At 41.1% G+C, this 17,580-nt stretch carries 14 protein-coding genes; 12 read left to right on the top strand and 2 right to left on the bottom strand.

Going from position 1 to position 17,580, the window contains the following annotated elements; translation table 11 throughout:
• Positions 1 to 73: 73 nt before the first annotated feature.
• The 11 genes from NV381_RS16580 to NV381_RS16530 all read left to right on the top strand — a co-directional run bounded on the left by NV381_RS16580 (position 74) and on the right by NV381_RS16530 (position 13,723).
• The gene (locus tag NV381_RS16580) at positions 74 to 877 is read left to right on the top strand and encodes an undecaprenyl-diphosphate phosphatase (protein ID WP_258214405.1); all 804 of its coding nucleotides are present in this window, start codon (positions 74 to 76) and stop codon (positions 875 to 877) included.
• Positions 878 to 1,057: 180 nt separating this feature from the next.
• On the top strand, positions 1,058 to 1,681 hold the full coding sequence (locus NV381_RS16575; RefSeq protein ID WP_258214404.1) for a hypothetical protein: 624 nt from the start codon (positions 1,058 to 1,060) through the stop codon (positions 1,679 to 1,681).
• A gap of 1,135 nt (positions 1,682 to 2,816) precedes the next feature.
• Positions 2,817 to 3,005 (top strand): hypothetical protein, encoded by a 189-nt coding sequence (locus NV381_RS16570; protein WP_258214403.1) that lies wholly within the window; start codon positions 2,817 to 2,819, stop codon positions 3,003 to 3,005.
• A 503-nt stretch (positions 3,006 to 3,508) separates the two neighbouring features.
• Positions 3,509 to 5,260 carry a sensor histidine kinase gene (locus tag NV381_RS16565; RefSeq protein WP_258214402.1) on the top strand — a complete coding sequence of 584 codons (1,752 nt, stop codon included), beginning with the start codon at positions 3,509 to 3,511 and terminating at the stop codon, positions 5,258 to 5,260.
• A gap of 2 nt (positions 5,261 to 5,262) precedes the next feature.
• Positions 5,263 to 6,885: a response regulator transcription factor gene (locus tag NV381_RS16560; protein ID WP_258214401.1), complete on the top strand. Its 1,623-nt coding sequence runs from the start codon at positions 5,263 to 5,265 to the stop codon at positions 6,883 to 6,885.
• 144 nt (positions 6,886 to 7,029) lie between these two features.
• Positions 7,030 to 7,962: an ABC transporter permease gene (locus tag NV381_RS16555; RefSeq protein WP_258214400.1), complete on the top strand. Its 933-nt coding sequence runs from the start codon at positions 7,030 to 7,032 to the stop codon at positions 7,960 to 7,962.
• Between the two features lie 14 nt (positions 7,963 to 7,976).
• Positions 7,977 to 8,861 (top strand): carbohydrate ABC transporter permease, encoded by an 885-nt coding sequence (locus tag NV381_RS16550; RefSeq protein WP_258214399.1) that lies wholly within the window; start codon positions 7,977 to 7,979, stop codon positions 8,859 to 8,861.
• 59 nt (positions 8,862 to 8,920) lie between these two features.
• The gene (locus NV381_RS16545) at positions 8,921 to 10,435 is read left to right on the top strand and encodes an ABC transporter substrate-binding protein (protein ID WP_258214398.1); all 1,515 of its coding nucleotides are present in this window, start codon (positions 8,921 to 8,923) and stop codon (positions 10,433 to 10,435) included.
• A 108-nt stretch (positions 10,436 to 10,543) separates the two neighbouring features.
• On the top strand, positions 10,544 to 11,401 hold the full coding sequence (locus NV381_RS16540) for a sugar phosphate isomerase/epimerase family protein (protein ID WP_258214397.1): 858 nt from the start codon (positions 10,544 to 10,546) through the stop codon (positions 11,399 to 11,401).
• Positions 11,402 to 11,456: 55 nt separating this feature from the next.
• Positions 11,457 to 12,614: a Gfo/Idh/MocA family protein gene (locus NV381_RS16535; protein WP_258214396.1), complete on the top strand. Its 1,158-nt coding sequence runs from the start codon at positions 11,457 to 11,459 to the stop codon at positions 12,612 to 12,614.
• Between the two features lie 32 nt (positions 12,615 to 12,646).
• Positions 12,647 to 13,723: a Gfo/Idh/MocA family protein gene (locus NV381_RS16530; protein WP_258214395.1), complete on the top strand. Its 1,077-nt coding sequence runs from the start codon at positions 12,647 to 12,649 to the stop codon at positions 13,721 to 13,723.
• A 303-nt stretch (positions 13,724 to 14,026) separates the two neighbouring features.
• Here the strand turns inward: NV381_RS16530 and NV381_RS16525 are convergent, their stop codons facing one another.
• Positions 14,027 to 14,866 (bottom strand): phosphotransferase, encoded by an 840-nt coding sequence (locus NV381_RS16525; protein ID WP_258214394.1) that lies wholly within the window; start codon positions 14,864 to 14,866, stop codon positions 14,027 to 14,029.
• Positions 14,863 to 15,438, bottom strand: coding sequence for a TetR/AcrR family transcriptional regulator (locus NV381_RS16520; protein ID WP_258214393.1), 576 nt, complete (start codon positions 15,436 to 15,438; stop codon positions 14,863 to 14,865). Before NV381_RS16520 ends, NV381_RS16525 begins: the two co-directional genes overlap by 4 nt.
• 373 nt (positions 15,439 to 15,811) lie before the next feature.
• Between NV381_RS16520 and NV381_RS16515 the strand changes: the two genes are divergently transcribed.
• The gene (locus NV381_RS16515) at positions 15,812 to 17,578 is read left to right on the top strand and encodes a cache domain-containing sensor histidine kinase (RefSeq protein WP_258214392.1); all 1,767 of its coding nucleotides are present in this window, start codon (positions 15,812 to 15,814) and stop codon (positions 17,576 to 17,578) included.
• Positions 17,579 to 17,580 lie beyond the last annotated feature (2 nt).

Below are 17,580 nucleotides of genomic sequence, written 5' to 3'. Positions count from 1 at the left end.
GGGTATATATTGATATCCCCCTTATACTGGAAATTGTTAAACGAGTTTAATTCCGTAAGGGGGATATCCACTGATGACTGATGTAATTAAAGCAATAATACTTGGCATAATAGAGGGCTTAACTGAATTTTTACCGGTATCGTCTACTGGACATCTTATTTTAGCAGGCAATTTGCTTAGCTTTGAGGGAGACGCTGCAATAACTTTTAAAATTGTTATACAGTTGGGTGCAGTGATGGCAGTTCTAATTCTTTATTGGAAAAGGTATTTGGAGATTGGGGCTAATCTGATTAGAATGGATTTTTCCCAAAGTAAAGGATTAAATGTCATTCATATGATTTTGGCTATGTTACCAGCATTGATCGTATATCTTCTCTTCAAGGACACAATAAAAAGCCAACTATTCGGTCCAACCCCTGTTTTGATCGGTCTAGTTGCTGGTGGCTTGTTGATGATCATCGCAGCACGGAGTAGGAGAACTGAAACCGCTGATACGATTGATGGGATTAATTATAAACAAGCTTTCGGGATTGGGATATTCCAAGGTTTAGCTTTATGTCCAGGGTTTTCTAGATCAGGTTCGACGATTTCAGGTGGCCTTTTGCTTGGCACTAGCCAAAAAGCGGCCGCAGATTTTTCGTTCCTTATTTCCGTGCCTGTTATGTTTGGTGCAAGCTTGTTGGATTTGTATGATAGTCGCGATTTGCTGAATTCTGACGATTTCTTTCTAATATTAATTGGCTTTACGGCATCCTTTCTTGTGGCAATGATTGCAGTAGTGACTTTCATCAAACTGATTAAGCGAATTCGATTAGAATGGTTTGCTCTATACCGTTTTGTCTTAGCAGCTCTCTTCTATTTAATAGTCATACAGTAACTAGTTTTGTAATTACGAAGCTTATTTTGTCGTACGTAGTAGGTTTGTTTCAATAATACGTTATAGAAACAAATTTCCTGTTTGATTCGTTAGGTTATTAAAGAAGGGAGGAACTATACACTGAAAAATAAAATGATCATAATTGTATTATTGGTTTGCTCGTTTATATTGTCATCTTGTATGACCACAGGTGGCAGCAAGTGCCCTGATGAAGAAATTAATTATGGGCATGCATTGAAACTAAATGATATTCATTATACCCGTGATTATGAAAGCGATTTATCAAATGTAAAAAAAGGAAAGAAAATCGGGGAAGTAGGTTTTAAACTGTCTGGCAATAGTTGCTCTAACTATAGAATGAAAAATGGGGATGCAACACTGCTTCCTGTGAGTACAGCTATTTACGAAGTTGCTGATTATGCGCAGGAGTACCGGGTTATGGCAAACGGTGAACTGTATGAGGTTACGGATAACCCCAAGGCAAAGACCATTGCTGATTTGTATGACATAACGGGGAAGGTTACCAAGGTTAGTTTTGAGAGCACTGGAGATGGCTCACATATTTCAGATTTCTCTCCGGAGGCAACAAATGAGTTTGCAGTAGAGTACCTCAAACTAAAGTACATTGGGTTTGATGAAATGTATAAAAAAGCAAGTGGGAATAACTATTTTCTTCGAATATACCTAACTGACGGTACTTCATTTCGCATCAGTTATTGGAGTGATCACCAGGCTATTTCTCCTGGAGCATTTGGAACGGATGAATTGAAAAAGATCATACAAGAACAAAGTCAACAGCGGTAAATCGGTTGCCGATTTTTGTATCGCTGAACTTTGTTGTTGTGTCCATCCCAGCGATGCAAAAGGATTACATAGTAATGGTCAAATATATATCAAAACTTAATTCCCTATTTTGAATATTTCGTTTGATTAGTCATTTCGAATTATTATGGGGATTTCAAATTGTTTGATTTTGGTGTTGTGAAAATAAACTTATCAAAAAGAAGTATTTAAATGAGACAGAGCTCTAAATCTGCTTCGATTCTGACAATTCTTTTTTTTTATTACAACGGTAGGGGTAGCCAGTGCAGCGGGATTGCAAGATAATAGATCACTTGAAGAGAAAACGAGCAGAGCAGTACAGGAGGTACGGAAACAAAATCTTGAGGAATCCGCCAAGGGCATCGTTCAAGATTATTTAAATAGCATTATCCAGGAACCAGACGTTGGATGGACCCCGTTAGCCTCCTTTTCATTGGGGAGAGTGGATACTTCAGATCCAACTGAGATCAAAGTATCTGTGACATTGAAATACAAAGATAACGAAATGCTTCCGCCGGTTGATTATTCTGTCGTTCGAGTTAAGAATACGTATCAGGTACAGAAACAAGTTTGCGTCTTCAACTCCATTCCAAATTCCCCCACGAAAGGAACCGCTCATTGTAGTAAAAGCTATGCTACCCATGATGATGGTGGGGTCTCTGTTAGTTTTTAGCCAAACTTTTCAAGTTTTCGCGGTGGTTCCATTTCGTTTATAATCGTTGTAAACAACGCGGAGAACTGAATCATAAAGAAATCATTGAGCTAACGGCTAAATCCCTTCCCTGTAGTTTCAAGTCTGATATTCCCTCAATTCCCGCCGCGGCAGCCGATTTTACTCCCGTGGAACAATGACAAAAAAACGGCTCTGTTCGCATCGTTTGCGAAAGAGCCGTTTTTCGTTTTTCTCCCGATTGCTCGAGATAGCTACCCAACTTACAAAAAAAAAGGACTGGACATGTTCACAAAATAAGGTATTTGATACATATGTACTGCCGGGCGTTAAGCTAACTGGCAGTAAAGTTTAATGGTATAAGGTAATAACACCCTATTTACAAAGGGGAACATATGTTCTAAGACGTGGGGGTGATGTCATTTCCAATTTATAGGAGGTATTGATTTGAAGAAAACAATTACTTTTAGTTTCAAATGGTTTGACCATGAGTTTGAATCAATGATCGCTTCGAAGCTGAGTAAAAAGCCGAATATTAGTTTTTTCATGAAAACAGTCCTTTCCTTTAATAAATTCATAGTGAGTAGGGAAGTGAAAATCGCTTATAGCAGAGTGGAAATAACTATGTATTACTAATAACATTAACATTATTGTAGCTTGATATGTAATAAAATGGTATTAAAGGGTATGATATGAAATTAAATAAAGTGTCTATTGTTGCTATTTTATTAGGAATCACAATAGCAACTACTTCTGCTGCAATTGCTCAAAATAGGGTAATCTGGCACTTATCGGTGATCTCATTAATGCGAAAGCAGTTATGATGATACTCGCTAACACGATCGGTCGACAAGTTGCCCATGAAAACGTTCATGATTCAGCCCATTAAGTGGTGAAAGGCGGAGCGAAGGTAACTCTTTTGACGTGCTTTCTAGGGATCAAAGGGTTAGTGAGTATCTTGGATCCGAGGAGATTGTAAAACTTCTAGATCCTGTAACACATACAGGTCTTAGCAGCGTGATTGCTAGCGGAGTTGATAAGTTTTAGGAGTTGAAGTTTCTATATTTCTCTTATACACTTTCGAAGAAGGAACGACGATTGTCTGTGTATAAATAATGATTACAAGAAGGAGTTATGTGATGCTTACAAATCCCCCAGTGTTTAAATCTATCCGGTTCAAACTCATAATTGGTTTATTACTCTTAATCATACCTCTGATACTGTTTCTAATTTACAATAACTATTACGCTATGAATGTAGTTCGTAATCAGGTTGCCGGCTCCAATAAAAGTCTGCTCACACTATATATGAATCAAATCGATCGCAATTTGGATGAGGCGGATAAATACTTGTATAATATGGCAGCCCTGGAGAATGATTTACTTAATCTGGATTATCCCAAGGAGGATATTAATGCTTGGTACCTATTTGCAAAAATTCGCTTAGTCAATAGGATCGAAACCGATATAAAAAACTATAAACCGCTGGATTTGTTTTTTATATACTCTTCTGTTAACGATGAATTAATGACTTCCAAAATCCCCGGAGAGACATACGACGAACGAAAGGCTCTGGAAAACGGAATACTGGATTTGCTACATGACATCCAAATTTCTGACAAGAAGCTAAGTAAGCAATGGTTTGTAAGTAAAATTGATAATCAATACTACTTATATCATATTATACAATCCGGGAATGCCTATATAGGAGGGATCGTCGAAGCTTCGAAGTTAATGGTACCTCTAAGCTTAATTGAACTCGGCCAATCTGGAAGATCTCTGCTTGTTACTGATGCTCATGAGGTAATGACCAATGATGATTTTCTTAAAGAAAACGATATTCATTTGGGTTTAGAAAAGAATGTGAATCGCTTTACTAGCAGGGGGCAGGAATATCTTCAGGTCAACGAAAAGTCAACTAAAGGAGACTTTTTACTGATGATTTTTATCCCGGAGGGTACTATCCTGGAAAGGCTTCCGGAGCTTCAAAGAATTACAACGTTTATTTTATTGGCAGCGTTATTGCTGCTTCCTGCATTTTACACATTCATTCGAAAGGTTATATTGCTCCCCATCAATCGGATTGTTACAGCTATGCGAAAAGTCCGGGATGGGTTTATGGAGGACAGAATTGAGCTATACAGCACCTCTTACGAATTTGAAATCATGAACGAGACATTTAATACGATGGTATCGCAAATAACCGATTTGAAAATAAGTGTGTATGAGGAGCAGTTGATCAATCAAAAAGCAGAACTCAAGCATCTTCAGCTCCAGATTAATCCGCACTTCTTTCTCAATTCATTAAACATTATATATAGCCTTGCTCAATTGAAAAGCTATGAATTGATACAGGAGCTGTCAATGAGCCTGGTTCAATATTTGCGGTTTATGTTTCGAAGCAGCTTAAATTTCGTTAAACTATCAGAAGAGATCGCTCATACGAATAATTACTTGCGAATTCAAACGATGAGATTTCCTGAAAATTTTACTTTTGAAATCGAAGCAGCCGATTTATTATCGGAGGCATTGGTTCCCCCGTTGTCCATACAAACCTTTGTGGAAAATACAATTAAGCATGCGGTTAGCATGGAGGAACGGATCCATTTGCAAATAACCGTTGATGGCTGCGAAGAAGCTGGCATTCCATTCATGAAGGTTGTCATTTCAGATACAGGAAAGGGCTTCCCGCCGGAAGTTTTACATGCTGTTCAGTCTGAAGAGGGTATAGCGGATGAAAATGGAGAGCATATAGGGATATGGAATGTCCGAAGGAGATTAAATTTGCTATATCAAGATCAAGCCCGATTATGGATATCGAACAACACTGGCGGAGGAGCCGAGGTGGAGCTTCGTCTTCCTATAAGGTTTGAGAAAATGGAGGATGAATAGTTATGTACCGGTTGCTTATTGTTGATGATGAGGTTCATGCGGTCCGCGCGGTTCAATCCGGTGTCGACTGGGAAAAGCTATCGATTACGAATGTCTATGTCGCTTACAGCGTGAAGCAAGCTAAAGAGGTGTTCTTGCAAGAGCCTATCGATATTATGATTTGTGATATTGAAATGCCCCAAGGGAATGGACTTGAATTACTGACATGGGTAAGAGAGCATTATAATGCAACCGAATCTGTATTTTTAACCTGTCATTCCGATTTTACTTATACCAAAAAAGCTATTCAACTGGGAAGCCTTGATTATTTGCTTAAGCCGGTCAGATACGACGAGCTGGAGGAGGTTATTGAAAAAGCGATTGAACGTGTTGAGTATAAAAGGGAACAGATCGCCTTTAATGAAAATTATGCTCATTATTACAGCCTGTGGTCCAAAAATCAGCCCATTCTGATTGAGCGGTTTTGGAAGGATTTGTTGAACTATAGGCTGCTCTCCAATTCAAATCAAATTAAAGAGCTTCTTGTCATGGAAAATATACCCTATCAAGAAACAGATCAGTTTATACCGGTCCTTATAAGTGTTCAGCGGTGGTACAAAGTGTTCACTCCAAGAGATATTACGATTCTGGAGTATGCTCTGCAAAACGCGGCGGAGGAAATCATTTTTACCGATTATCCGAACAGCCAGATGGTCCATCTAAAAGAGGGGACTTTGCTGGGCTTAATTCCTGACTTCATGGCTGATAGGAACAAAGTTGAACCAGACCAGCTTAGAAAAGCTTTCGAGACGTATATAGCTTCCTGTAATCGTTATTTTTATTGTGATCTGTCTTGTTACATAGGGGAAAGTAGCTTTTTATGGGAAATTGTTAAAGAGGTTGAGCTGTTGACCCAAATGGAGATTAATAATGTGACTCAGAACAATAAAGTATTTGTTAAAAATGAATGGCTTAACCATGTCGGGACGATTACAAAGCTGATCCCCATGGCCGGGTGGTTAGAAATGTTGAAATCAGGAGCGTTCGAAGCCGTATTCACGGCAACGGAAGAATATTTAAACTCTTGGCGAAATATGGAACTATTGGATGCTAAGCTGCTTCAGGAATTTCAACAAAGCTTTGTTCAAATTCTTTATCATTTTCTTCAGGTTAAGGGTTTTCATTCGCATCAAATTTTTACCGACCATATGTCTCCGGAACGGATATCCACAGCAGCACGCTCTGTAACGGACCTTCAGGCTTGGGTTAAGGATTCCTTGAAAACAACAGTCGAATATTGCCGCGTGTCTGAGGAGTCGGAAACCATCGTAGACAAAGTGAAGTGGTATATCAAACAAAACCTGGGAGATTCTCTGTCGAGAGATGATATCGCAAAATACGTTCATGTACATCCAGATTACTTATCCAGATTATTCAAGAAAGAGACGGGAATATCCCTAATCGATTATATATCGGAGGAACGCATTGAAATCGCCAAAGAGTTATTGGCCAATACCGACTTGTCGGTCAGTGGAATAGCGGTGTCGGTTGGCTATTCGAACTTTTCTTATTTCGCCAAAATGTTCAAAAGAGCAACCCAGCTCAATCCACAGGAGTTTCGAGAATGTAATATGTCCAATAAGTAAGCATCCTATTCTATGATGGGATGCTTTTTCCTATAAGAAGAGGTCAGAATTGTAGTAGAGTGAGGTCAGAATAGTGGTGGGGGCTTATCCTTTTATGGCGTAATCTATAGATATCACAGAAAGCAATTTGAAGGGAGAAACGCCATGACATCATTGTTGGACAGAAATCGTTTGCGTAATATCAAAAAAAACAAAGCACTGCTCTTAATGGTAGTGCCAGGTATCCTTTATCTGCTCATCAATAACTACCTTCCAATGCTTGGAATGGTTATTGCATTCAAGGATATCAATTTTGCCAAAGGCATCTTGGGGAGCGATTGGGTTGGATTTAAAAATTTTGAATACCTGTTTAAAACAAGCGATGCCTACATCATCACAAGAAACACAATCTTATATAACGTGGTGTTTATTGTTTTGAATTTAATAGTTGCTGTAGCTTTGGCCATTCTGTTAAACGAATTAAAAAACCGAGTGTTCTCACGTTTCTATCAAAGCGTTGTGCTGCTTCCTCATTTGATTTCATCCGTTATTATAGGTTATCTGGTGTTTTCCTTGCTGAGTATGGAGCATGGATTTATTAATAAAAGCATACTGCCCATGCTTGGTATCCAAGACATGATGTGGTATAGCGAACCCAAATACTGGCCATATATTTTAACAACAGTTCAATTATGGAAGCATGCAGGTTATTTATGTGTAATCTATTTGGCGGCTATCATTGGGATCGATCAAGAATATTACGAAGCAGCTACCATTGATGGAGCCAGTAAGCTGCAGCAAATTATGAGTGTTACGATCCCTTTAATCTCACCTGTTATCATCATTATGACGCTGTTGCAAGTAGGTAAGATTTTTAGCTCAGACTTTGGGTTATTTTATCAGGTTCCGTTGGATTCTGGTATGCTTCAACCAACGACGAATGTCATTGATACGTATGTATACCGTGCTTTATTGAAGAATGGGGATATCGGCATGTCTTCCGCGGCTGGACTTTATCAATCAGTTGTTGGTTTCGTACTGGTTTTCATATCCAATGTTGTGGTAAGAAAAGTGAATCGGGAAAACGCATTATTTTAAAGGAGTGAGCTTCAGTGAAAACAAAGAACGCCGGGCAATGGGTTCTTAACCTGCTATTCATTATTATCTCCTGTTTTTGCTTGATACCGCTCATTCTATTAATTACCGCTTCCATTACGGATGAGCAAACTATTATAGTAAACGGATATTCTTTGTTTCCCTCAGAGATCAGCTGGGAAGCGTATGAATTTTTGTTTAGAGACTCGGCAACGATTGTACGAGCTTATGGTATCTCGATTCTGGTAACGGTAATAGGAACCGTAACAAGTCTTGTGATTACATCCTTGTTAGCCTATCCGATTTCAAGAAATGAAATGCCTTTTCGTAACTTTTTATCATTTTTCGTCTTCTTCACCATGCTGTTCAACGGCGGCTTAGTACCTACGTATTTGGTTTATACGCAACTGATACCGCTGAAAAATACATTTTGGGCTCTTATCATACCAGGCTTATTGCTCAATGCCTTTTATGTTATCTTGATGAGGACGTTTTTCACTCAATCCATACCGACGCCTGTCATTGAATCTGCCTATATAGACGGAGCCGGCCAGCTCAAAATTTTTTACAAGATTGTTATGCCGCTTTCCTTGCCTGTACTAGCCACAGTGGGATTGTTTCAAACTATTCATTACTGGAATGATTGGTTTAACGGATTGATCTACATTACGGACAGCAAATACTATAGCATTCAAAATTTATTAAACCGGATATTGCTGGATATTCAATACTTGAAAAACTCAGTAGCTGAATCCGGTCAGGTTGGAGACCTCGCTGCAATCCCTAGTGAGAGTGTGAGGATGGCTATTGCGGTGATGGGGGTCATTCCTATCCTTATGGCATATCCTTTTTTTCAAAAGTATTTTATTAAAGGGCTCACTGTCGGTGCGGTTAAAGGATAAGGAACGGCTATTATTCAGTTCCAAACTGAATTGGCATATAAAATAGGGAGGTCCGATTCATGAAAAAAATGAAGAGCTTAACTGGGACTGTTGTCACAATGCTGGCTGCAGGTATGGTTTTGGCTGGTTGTGCAAAGTCAACAGATCCCGCGAAAGATGCAGCCGTAAATGATGCATCAAAGAACAACACTAATTTGTCCCCTTATGAAGTTGCTATTGTGTTCAGAGGGCCGAGCCAGAAGGATTTGAAAGCAGTCGAGGAGGAAATGAGTAAGATTACGAAAGAGAAGATGAATGCAACCATTAAGTTGGTTTCCATCGATTCAGCTGCGTGGGAGCAGCAATCCACACTCATGGTTACGGCAAATGAGAAAGTTGATCTTATATATACACGCGCACAAAATTACAGCTCGCAGGTATCCAAAAGTCAACTGCTGCCTCTCGATGATTTATTGAACAAGTCGGGACAAGGAATTCTCAAAGCGGTAGATCCGGAAATTTTGGCAGCAACGAAGGTGAAAGGGAAGACGTATGGGGTTCCGAGTATACGGGATTTTGCTTCCTTCGGTGGTATTGTGATGCGCAAGGATCTTTTGGATAAATATCAAATTGACGCTGGCAAGATCAAGACGCTGGATGATTTGGATGCGGTTTTTAAAGCTATCAAAGAAGGAGAGCCTAATCTTACATTATTGGGGCCACATTTGGCTGGAACTTCGCCGATTGAATATTACAATCTTGGCATGATGGATAATTTGGGTGACGACTTCGGTGTATTAACCAATCTGGAAGAGCTGAAAGTGGTAAATTGGTATGAAACACCTCAGTATTCAGAAGTGCTTAAAAAGATGAGAAAATGGTATCAAGCCGGATATATCTCCAAGGACGCGGCAACAAGTAAAGAAACAGGGTACGATCTAATTAAGGCAAATAAAGGGTTTAGTGTCATCGTAAAAGGTAAACCGGGTATTGAGTCGCAGGTCAGCGAGCTTACTCGTCAGCCGATGGTGAGTGTTGAATTGACACCCTCCATTGCAACAACGCGCAGTGTTACGGGAACGATGTTCTCCATAACCCAGAATTCCCAAAACCCAGAACGTGCCATGATGGTATTGAACTTATTGTATTCGGATAAGCAATTGGTCAATCTGTTGGCATGGGGAATTGAAGGCAAGCATTATGTGAAGAAATCCGAGAATGTCATCGATTATCCGTCTGGAGTCGATGCCAAGAACAGCGGCTATAACCTAAGGCAAGGCTGGATGTTCGGCAACCAATTGTTAAATTATCTTTGGGCCAACGAAGATCCGGAAATATGGAATAAGATGGATAAGTTTAATAAGGGCTCAAAGAAATCAAAAGCGTTAGGCTTTACCTTTAGCACTGACCCGGTAAAAACAGAAGTAGCAGCAGTAACGAATGTAGTCAATCAATATAAAATTGGCTTGGAGACAGGAACTATTGATCCAGAGGTCAATCTTCCGAAGTTTATAGCTGCATTAAAAGCGGCAGGCATAGATAAAATTGTTGCTGAAAAGCAAAAGCAGCTTGATGAATGGGCTAAGAGTAAATAGCAGCAGTCTATCAGAAATCGTATAGAATCGAAAGTCCAGTATGTAGGTTCATATTGGGCTTTTCAATACTGAGCATGAGCGTGAACGATGAAGGAGGATACCAAGAGTATGGAGGTAGCAATTAATTTATTTTCGGTAAATTCCCAATTAAATGATAATTACTTCGGGACCTTAGAGAAATTGGCACAGATTGGGTATAGAAATGTTGAGCTAATAGCAACGGATAAATCCCGAAAGCGTTTTAGCGATGCGATTCCTGCAAATGAATTGAAAAAAAAGCTCGTCGAATTGAACCTGAACCCAATTGCTTCACATGAAGGTATCGCACCGGGGCTTCAAGTAGACGATTTGGATTGGGATTTTATCATTCCTTATAACGCTCAATTGGGGGTACAACGGATTGTCCTGCCCTCGCTTCGAATAACATCACGCGAGGAAGCGCTGAAATTAGCGGAAAAAGTGAACGTTATCGGAAGACGTTGTCATGAGCACGACATGTCTTTTTATCTGCACAATCATGCACTTGAGTTCAAGCAGGACGGTGAAAATACGCTGTTCGATATGCTGTTGAATCATACAGATCCTTCGTATATTAAGGTGGAATTGGATTTGGCATGGGTTATTCGAGGCGGTTTAGATCCAATAGCCCTGTTAGATCAATTAGGAGAAAGGTGCGACCTCGTGCATCAACGTGATATGAAAAAGGGTCTAACGTATCCATTGAACCTTTTTGATGAGCTGTCAGAAAAGGATTATACGGCGCCGTACCATGAGGTCCATATGAAATATCGAAAGCCGGATATGTTTGTTGATCTGGGTCAAGGCTTGTTCGATTTTGGCACGGTTTACGGAAGGATTAAGGAGCTTGGCCATGTCCTTTACACCATTGTGGAGAGCGATGGGGAGCGAGAGGATAAGTTCCAAAGTGTTGAAAGCGACATGTTATTTTTACAGCATTATGTGTAGCTACCGAGAGGTATGATGAATTGAAGCTATGACTAAATTTTCGGAGAGTAATGAAATGGAGACTATCAAAGTTGGCATTATTGGAACTGGGTTTTCGGCAAACTTTCATATGGAAGCATTAAGGCGTGTTCCAGGTGTAGAAATCCTTGCGGTTGCAGGCAGTACGATGGACAAAGCGTTGGTATTGGCTGAGCAATATCGAATTCCGTATGCCTATGAAACTTATCATGCATTACTGTCCAATCAGGAGCTGGATGTAATTCATAACTGCACGCCTAATTATCTTCATTTTGAAATTAATAGAGCTGTTATTTTAGCTGGTAAAGACTTGCTGTCAGAAAAACCGTTAGCTATGAATAGTTCAGAATCAGGCGAGCTTGTAAGCTTGGCTGAGCAAATGGGAACGATCCATGGAGTTTGCTTTAACTACAGACACTTTCCTATGGTGATGCAAGCTCATACTATGCTGATGAGCCGACAAAACGGTAAATGTCATTTGGTAACCGGAGGGTATCTACAGGATTGGCTCTTATTCGATACCGATTACAGCTGGAGGCTTGAACCTGAATTAAACGGACCTTCCAGAGCGATAGCAGATATTGGATCGCACTGGTGCGATACCATGCAATTTGTCCTTGGTAAAAAAATAGTCGAGGTCTTTGCCGACCTAAAAACGATCCATCCCATTCGGAAGAAGCCATCCAACAACATGTCCACCTATGCAAAAGGACTGAATGATGTGTTCGAGGAAGTGGACGTTTCGACAGAAGATTGCGGTTCGGTGCTGGTTCATTTTGAAGATGATATTAGCGGTGTGTTCACCGTCTCCCAAGTTAGTGCTGGACGTAAAAATAAATTGCATTTTGAAATATCATCTGCGGACTCTACTCTATACTGGGATCAGGAAAACCCAAACACGCTGTGGGAAGGCAGAAGAAATGAACCGAATAAAGAATGGTATCGTGATCCTGCCTTGCTTTCACCTCAAGCTGCAGCGTTGGCTCATCTCCCTGGCGGGCATCAAGAAGGCTGGCCTGATGGCTTGAAGAATCTATTCCTTGATTTCTATAATGAAATAAAGAGAAAACGAAGGAGCCAGACCATTGAAGGGGAGCGGAACTTTGCAACGCTTGCCGATGGACATCACAATATGAAAATAGTTGACGCCATTCTAATGAGCAGCCAACAAAAAGAATGGATTAGGGTTTGCTGAAACAATAAAGCAAAAGGGAGTAGTGACAGAGAATGGGATCTGCAGATAAATTGAAACTTGGTGTCATTGGAGCAGGCAATATTGGAAATGTTCATATTAAGGAATTTCTGAAGCTGCCTGATGACTGTGTTATAACAACTATTACAGATGCTTACATGCCGCTTGCCGAGGTTCGCGCTCTTGAGTACGGTATTTCACATATAGCCAAAAGTCCGGATGAGCTCATTCATAGCTCTGAGGTTGATGCGGTTATTATTGCGGTCCCGAATCAATTTCATGCACCATTAGCTATTCAAGCATTGGAGGCAGGCAAGCATGTCCTGCTGGAAAAGCCAATGGGGCTTAATGCTGACAGCTCACGCCAAATTTTGGAGGTAAGCAATAAATCCGACAAAGTATTGATGGTAGCTCACCAACGGCGGTGGCAGTACGTACCGATGCAAATTAAAGAGCAACAAGCTAGAGGTGAGCTTGGTCGAATATATGCAGCCAAAGCAGGATGGCTGAGGCGTAAAGGTATCCCAGGTTGGGGAACTTGGTTTACAAGCATGGACCAATCGGGTGGCGGACCGTTAATTGATATTGGTGTGCATATGCTGGATATGGCCCTTTATTTAATGGGCAATCCGAAGCCTGTATCTGTATACGGTTCAACTTATGCAAAATTCGGCCCATACAAAAAAGGGATCGGTACATGGGGGAAACCAAACTGGGATGGAATCTTCGATGTTGAGGATTTGGCCACGGCCATGATCAAAATGGAGGATGGAAGCACGCTATCACTCGATGTAAGTTGGGCTGCTCATATGGAAACCGATAGCAAGCCTTATATTCATTTATTGGGTACGGAGGGAGGAGCAAGCTATAGAGAAACTCATGGCAAGTTTTTTACCGAGAAATTCAATCGGCCTATGGAAACGGATTTCCACGTTCCTGACAATGATGAGGGAGACCGACTTCGGATGTGCCGTCACTTCATAGAATGCATTCGTGAAGGGTATGATCCCATTTGCTCGGCATTGACAGGCTTTACGAATAATTTAATTTTAGATGCGATTTATGAATCATCTAGAACGGGTAATGAAGTAAAGCTTAATTGGGATATATAGTTAGTCTGTCCAACAATTATCCATTTTGATGAAAAAAACTATCTCCAAGGTCAATTGATCTTAGTGATAGTTTTTTTGAATTTAATACAGAGGTTTCTCCTAATTTCAAGAAAAATTGGTGATCGGGGAGTTTATTTTAATATCAGCAAGCGATCATTTGGGACTCATGGAGATATCATGACATTGATGATAAATTTTTTTGATCAGACGTATGACATAGAGACTATGGGACTGATTTTTGGAAGCAATTCGGAGACCAATGGCATCAGCTAACCACGTTTTCCCGCTGCGGAGTTACGCTCCTTAAAGTCTTGACCTAATCTCGGCGAGAAGCAACATTTTTTCTTCCTCGCTGATAGCATCCGCACATAGTTTACGCGCCGCAACAGGCATGATCCAGTTTTCAACTTCATCCAGAGAATTGCCCGACAAACGGCGATACTCATCGCAAAATATTTGAATGATATGCGCTCTCAGGGAATCGAAGTTGGAAACCGCGCTGCTCGGAGCGTGGGGTGGCAAGATGGCATAACGGATCATAATGACATATTCGGCCAAATCAGCCTCGGGGTTGCCTATCGAAGCGTTCATCCAATCGATGAACAAAGCTTTGTTCTCACGAATCATGATGTTTCCCGGATTAGGGTCTCCATGGCAGACTTGCTTTTTGATAGGCAATTGTTCCAGATGACGGATCACCCGTTCTTTCTCGGATGCGGTTAAATAGCCTGCCGAGCGAATGGAGTATATCATCATTTCTCTTTGAGAAGGCAATGGAAGGTTGCCAAAACGATGCGTTTCGTTCAATAATCTTGCAGTGATTTTTAAAAATTCACTACTATCGCCATATTGACTTTTTTCGGAAGGAGGCTGCATAAGGTAACGGAAGAAATGCTCCATCAACGATTCCCCGTGAATTCTTTCCATGACAATCGAGGGACGGCCATCGACTTCCAGTAATTCATAGGGACGGGCCGCAGGCAATCCGTTCTCCCAAACGAGCATGTTATTGGAAAATTCTCTTTTCACTGCATCCACATTCGTGTTGCCCTTCGCTACTTTCACGATTTGTTGATTCCCGCCCCATTGGAATACTTCCGAGCAACCGCCTTCGCCTACTTTTTTTCCGACCATTTGCGTCATGATTGTGGTCTCCCTTCATAGGACAATAATGCCTCGTACATTTCTCTAACCATCTCTATAGTTTCATGGAAATCCATCTTTAGCGTGCCTGAATTGATCATTGTGCCAATACCAGTGAGATAGATCGAAATTTTGATAAAAATATTTTTTTGCTTTTTCTCATCAATAGCTCGAAATCGCTCGCTATGAAGCATTGATTTCATACTTAACGTGTCTCCCATAAACACTTCGTGACTTAAATCAAAACTTTTGTATCCAGATAAATACACGAACTGAAAAATATATCGCTCTTGCTTCGCAAAATGCAAAAAACCGATCGCCATATTCAACGCTGGCGAGTTTTGGTCATCCTGATGGCTGAATATTTGATCCCGCATAAGACTTACAGCCATTCCATACACACGATCTTTAACTTCATCCATATTATCGTAGATTCGATACACAGGTTGAGTCGAGCAATTGAGTTTTTGTGCGATGTTTCGGGCAGTCAAGTACTCTAACCCTTGCACCCGGACAATTTCAAATGCTGCCTTTAAAATCTTCTCTTCCGTGATAACTGCTGTTGGGGGCATTGCTTCAACTCCTTAATAATAACATACGTTATGTAACAGATGTTATTTAAAAGTGGCGTTTGTGTCAATCATTTTTTCCAAAGCCCCTTGCTAAATAAACGTCGCCAACCAATTCCGATAAAGAGTCATCAATAGGCCGATAGCGACTTCTTGGAATAATAAGATCATAAAGACCATTCTATTCAAATTATTAAATTCACATTGGATTACTTTAATTTATTTTCGTGCAATTTGATTAATTGGAACAGGATTGTTGATATCTAGGAAAAAGAGGTATGTATCCGCTTTCATAAATTATGTTAATATGAATAAGCAGACATTCACAGTATGGAGTCATGGAATGGAAAGCAATCATGAACAGGGGCGATTTTACATGTGGCTAAAAAGGAGCTTGTTTGCTAAACTCTTGATCGGTATGCTCATCTCAGTAATCATCCCGTTATCGCTGTCTACGATGATTTCTTACAAGACCACCTCACGATCCATGGAGCGTCAGGTGATCGAGCTTAATCAGAGCACGATGGATAGCGGAATGGACAATATCAAGCAGTATTTGAATGATTTGAATCATATATCGCTTTCCTTTTACTATGATCAGACGCTAATGCGGTATTTGAGATCGCGGGAAATTGTTCCTGCCCATGTGATGGCTACAAGCAGTCAGCTGGTTAACATTTACAACAGCCGTCCCGAATTTCGCGCAGTACGATACGTGAGCGCTTTGACCGGGGAAACGATCGTGAACGCGGATATTGCCCGGGTTGGAGTCAATATGGTACTTCCCAGTACAGCGATACCTCAAAATGAGAGTGAGGTTATGGATTATGCCAGATGGTATGAAGTGAACAAGATCGGAGGTGAGCTATCGCTTGCCTTTCATAAACCGATTGTCGATTATCCCCATTCCGAGGTGCTGGGAATGGTATCGATTTATGCCGGGCTCAGTGAGATTGAGAAGAGGCTTCGACCTTTAACCATTCCTGCGCATCATCAAGGCGAACATGTCTTTTTGTATATGCAAAAAGACATGAAACTTCTATATTCCTCGGCTGATGTACCTGCTGAACGAGCTGGTGAAGGTCTAATGCCGGAGCTTCCTGGGGATAGGGGCTCGATCAGCGGGAAGTGGAAAGGCAGCAGCGGGATTTATATTTATGTGAGAGACCACTATCTGGATTTGCCTCTCACCATAGTTAAATTCGTCCCGCTTACAGTTGTGAATGAATCTGCTGTCCAGACACTAAGCCGTTCATTAATCATTCAGTTCATTGCTGTGGTCTTTGTGCTCGTACTGGCCGCGATTTTGTCCTATTTCACCATTGCTCCTGTAAAAAGGCTTCTTCGTAGCATTGCCCGTGTGGAAACCGGAAACTTTGAGATAGGGCCTTCAACCGGACGTATGGATGAGTTGGGTGTGCTGGAGCATCGTTTTCAATCAATGGTACTGAATTTGGATGACTTGATGAATCGGGAGTACCGGAATCGGCTGGAACTATCCACCGCCCGTTTGAAAATGCTGCAGGCCCAGATCAATCCGCATTTTTTATATAATACGTTTCAGTCCATCGGCACTCTCGCTCTTCGCCAAGGTTCGGTAGAGGTCAGCGAAAAAATTGCCGAGCTGGGAGCTATTCTGCGCTACAGCATGGATTTGCAGACGGAGACCGTGCCGCTACAAAAAGAGATCCAACACATCGAGCATTACTTGTCCCTGCAGATGGGACGGTTCAAAAACAAGCTGTCGTACACGCTGTCCTGTTCACCCGATGCAATGAGCATGCATGTGCCGAAGATGATCCTGCAACCTTTGGTGGAGAACAGTATTATCCACGGCTTTGAAAAGGGACGAGGATCCGGCACCATACACATCGGGATTGAGGCAGATCAGCAGCTTTGTATCCGTGTGATGGACAACGGAAAGGGAATGAACGCGTTGATGGTACAACGAATCAAGCAGGAGTATGCCAAGCACCAGTTCCATACCGGTCAGGATGGTGGGATCGGCTTGATCAATGTGCTCACACGGCTGCGTCTTCATTACGATCCAGGATTCGATTGGGATATTCAAAGCGCACCTTATGAAGCCACAGTGATCTCTCTCCAAATTCCCATTGTCAGCCTAAACAAGGAGGCGAATTAAAT

Origin of the sequence: Paenibacillus radicis (ex Xue et al. 2023) (assembly GCF_024722015.1) — a bacterium.
Lineage (GTDB): Bacteria > Bacillota > Bacilli > Paenibacillales > NBRC-103111 > Paenibacillus_S.
The sequence above is the reverse complement of the archived record's forward strand: the minus strand, read 5'-3'. Positions and strand labels throughout refer to the sequence as shown.

Bases quoted from the DNA above. Each gene is read 5' to 3' on its own strand.
- NV381_RS16575 (WP_258214404.1), top strand. From the start codon at position 1,058: ATGACCACAGGTGGCAGCAAGTGCCCTGATGAAGAAATTAATTATGGG.
- NV381_RS16560 (WP_258214401.1), top strand. From the start codon at position 5,263: ATGTACCGGTTGCTTATTGTTGATGATGAGGTTCATGCGGTCCGCGCG.
- NV381_RS16530 (WP_258214395.1), top strand. From the start codon at position 12,647: ATGGGATCTGCAGATAAATTGAAACTTGGTGTCATTGGAGCAGGCAAT.
- NV381_RS16565 (WP_258214402.1), top strand. From the start codon at position 3,509: ATGCTTACAAATCCCCCAGTGTTTAAATCTATCCGGTTCAAACTCATA.
- NV381_RS16545 (WP_258214398.1), top strand. From the start codon at position 8,921: ATGAAAAAAATGAAGAGCTTAACTGGGACTGTTGTCACAATGCTGGCT.
- NV381_RS16515 (WP_258214392.1), top strand. From the start codon at position 15,812: ATGTGGCTAAAAAGGAGCTTGTTTGCTAAACTCTTGATCGGTATGCTC.
- NV381_RS16535 (WP_258214396.1), top strand. From the start codon at position 11,457: ATGGAGACTATCAAAGTTGGCATTATTGGAACTGGGTTTTCGGCAAAC.
- NV381_RS16580 (WP_258214405.1), top strand. From the start codon at position 74: ATGACTGATGTAATTAAAGCAATAATACTTGGCATAATAGAGGGCTTA.
- NV381_RS16540 (WP_258214397.1), top strand. From the start codon at position 10,544: ATGGAGGTAGCAATTAATTTATTTTCGGTAAATTCCCAATTAAATGAT.
- NV381_RS16520 (WP_258214393.1), bottom strand. From the start codon at position 15,438: ATGCCCCCAACAGCAGTTATCACGGAAGAGAAGATTTTAAAGGCAGCA.
- NV381_RS16555 (WP_258214400.1), top strand. From the start codon at position 7,030: ATGACATCATTGTTGGACAGAAATCGTTTGCGTAATATCAAAAAAAAC.
- NV381_RS16525 (WP_258214394.1), bottom strand. From the start codon at position 14,866: ATGACGCAAATGGTCGGAAAAAAAGTAGGCGAAGGCGGTTGCTCGGAA.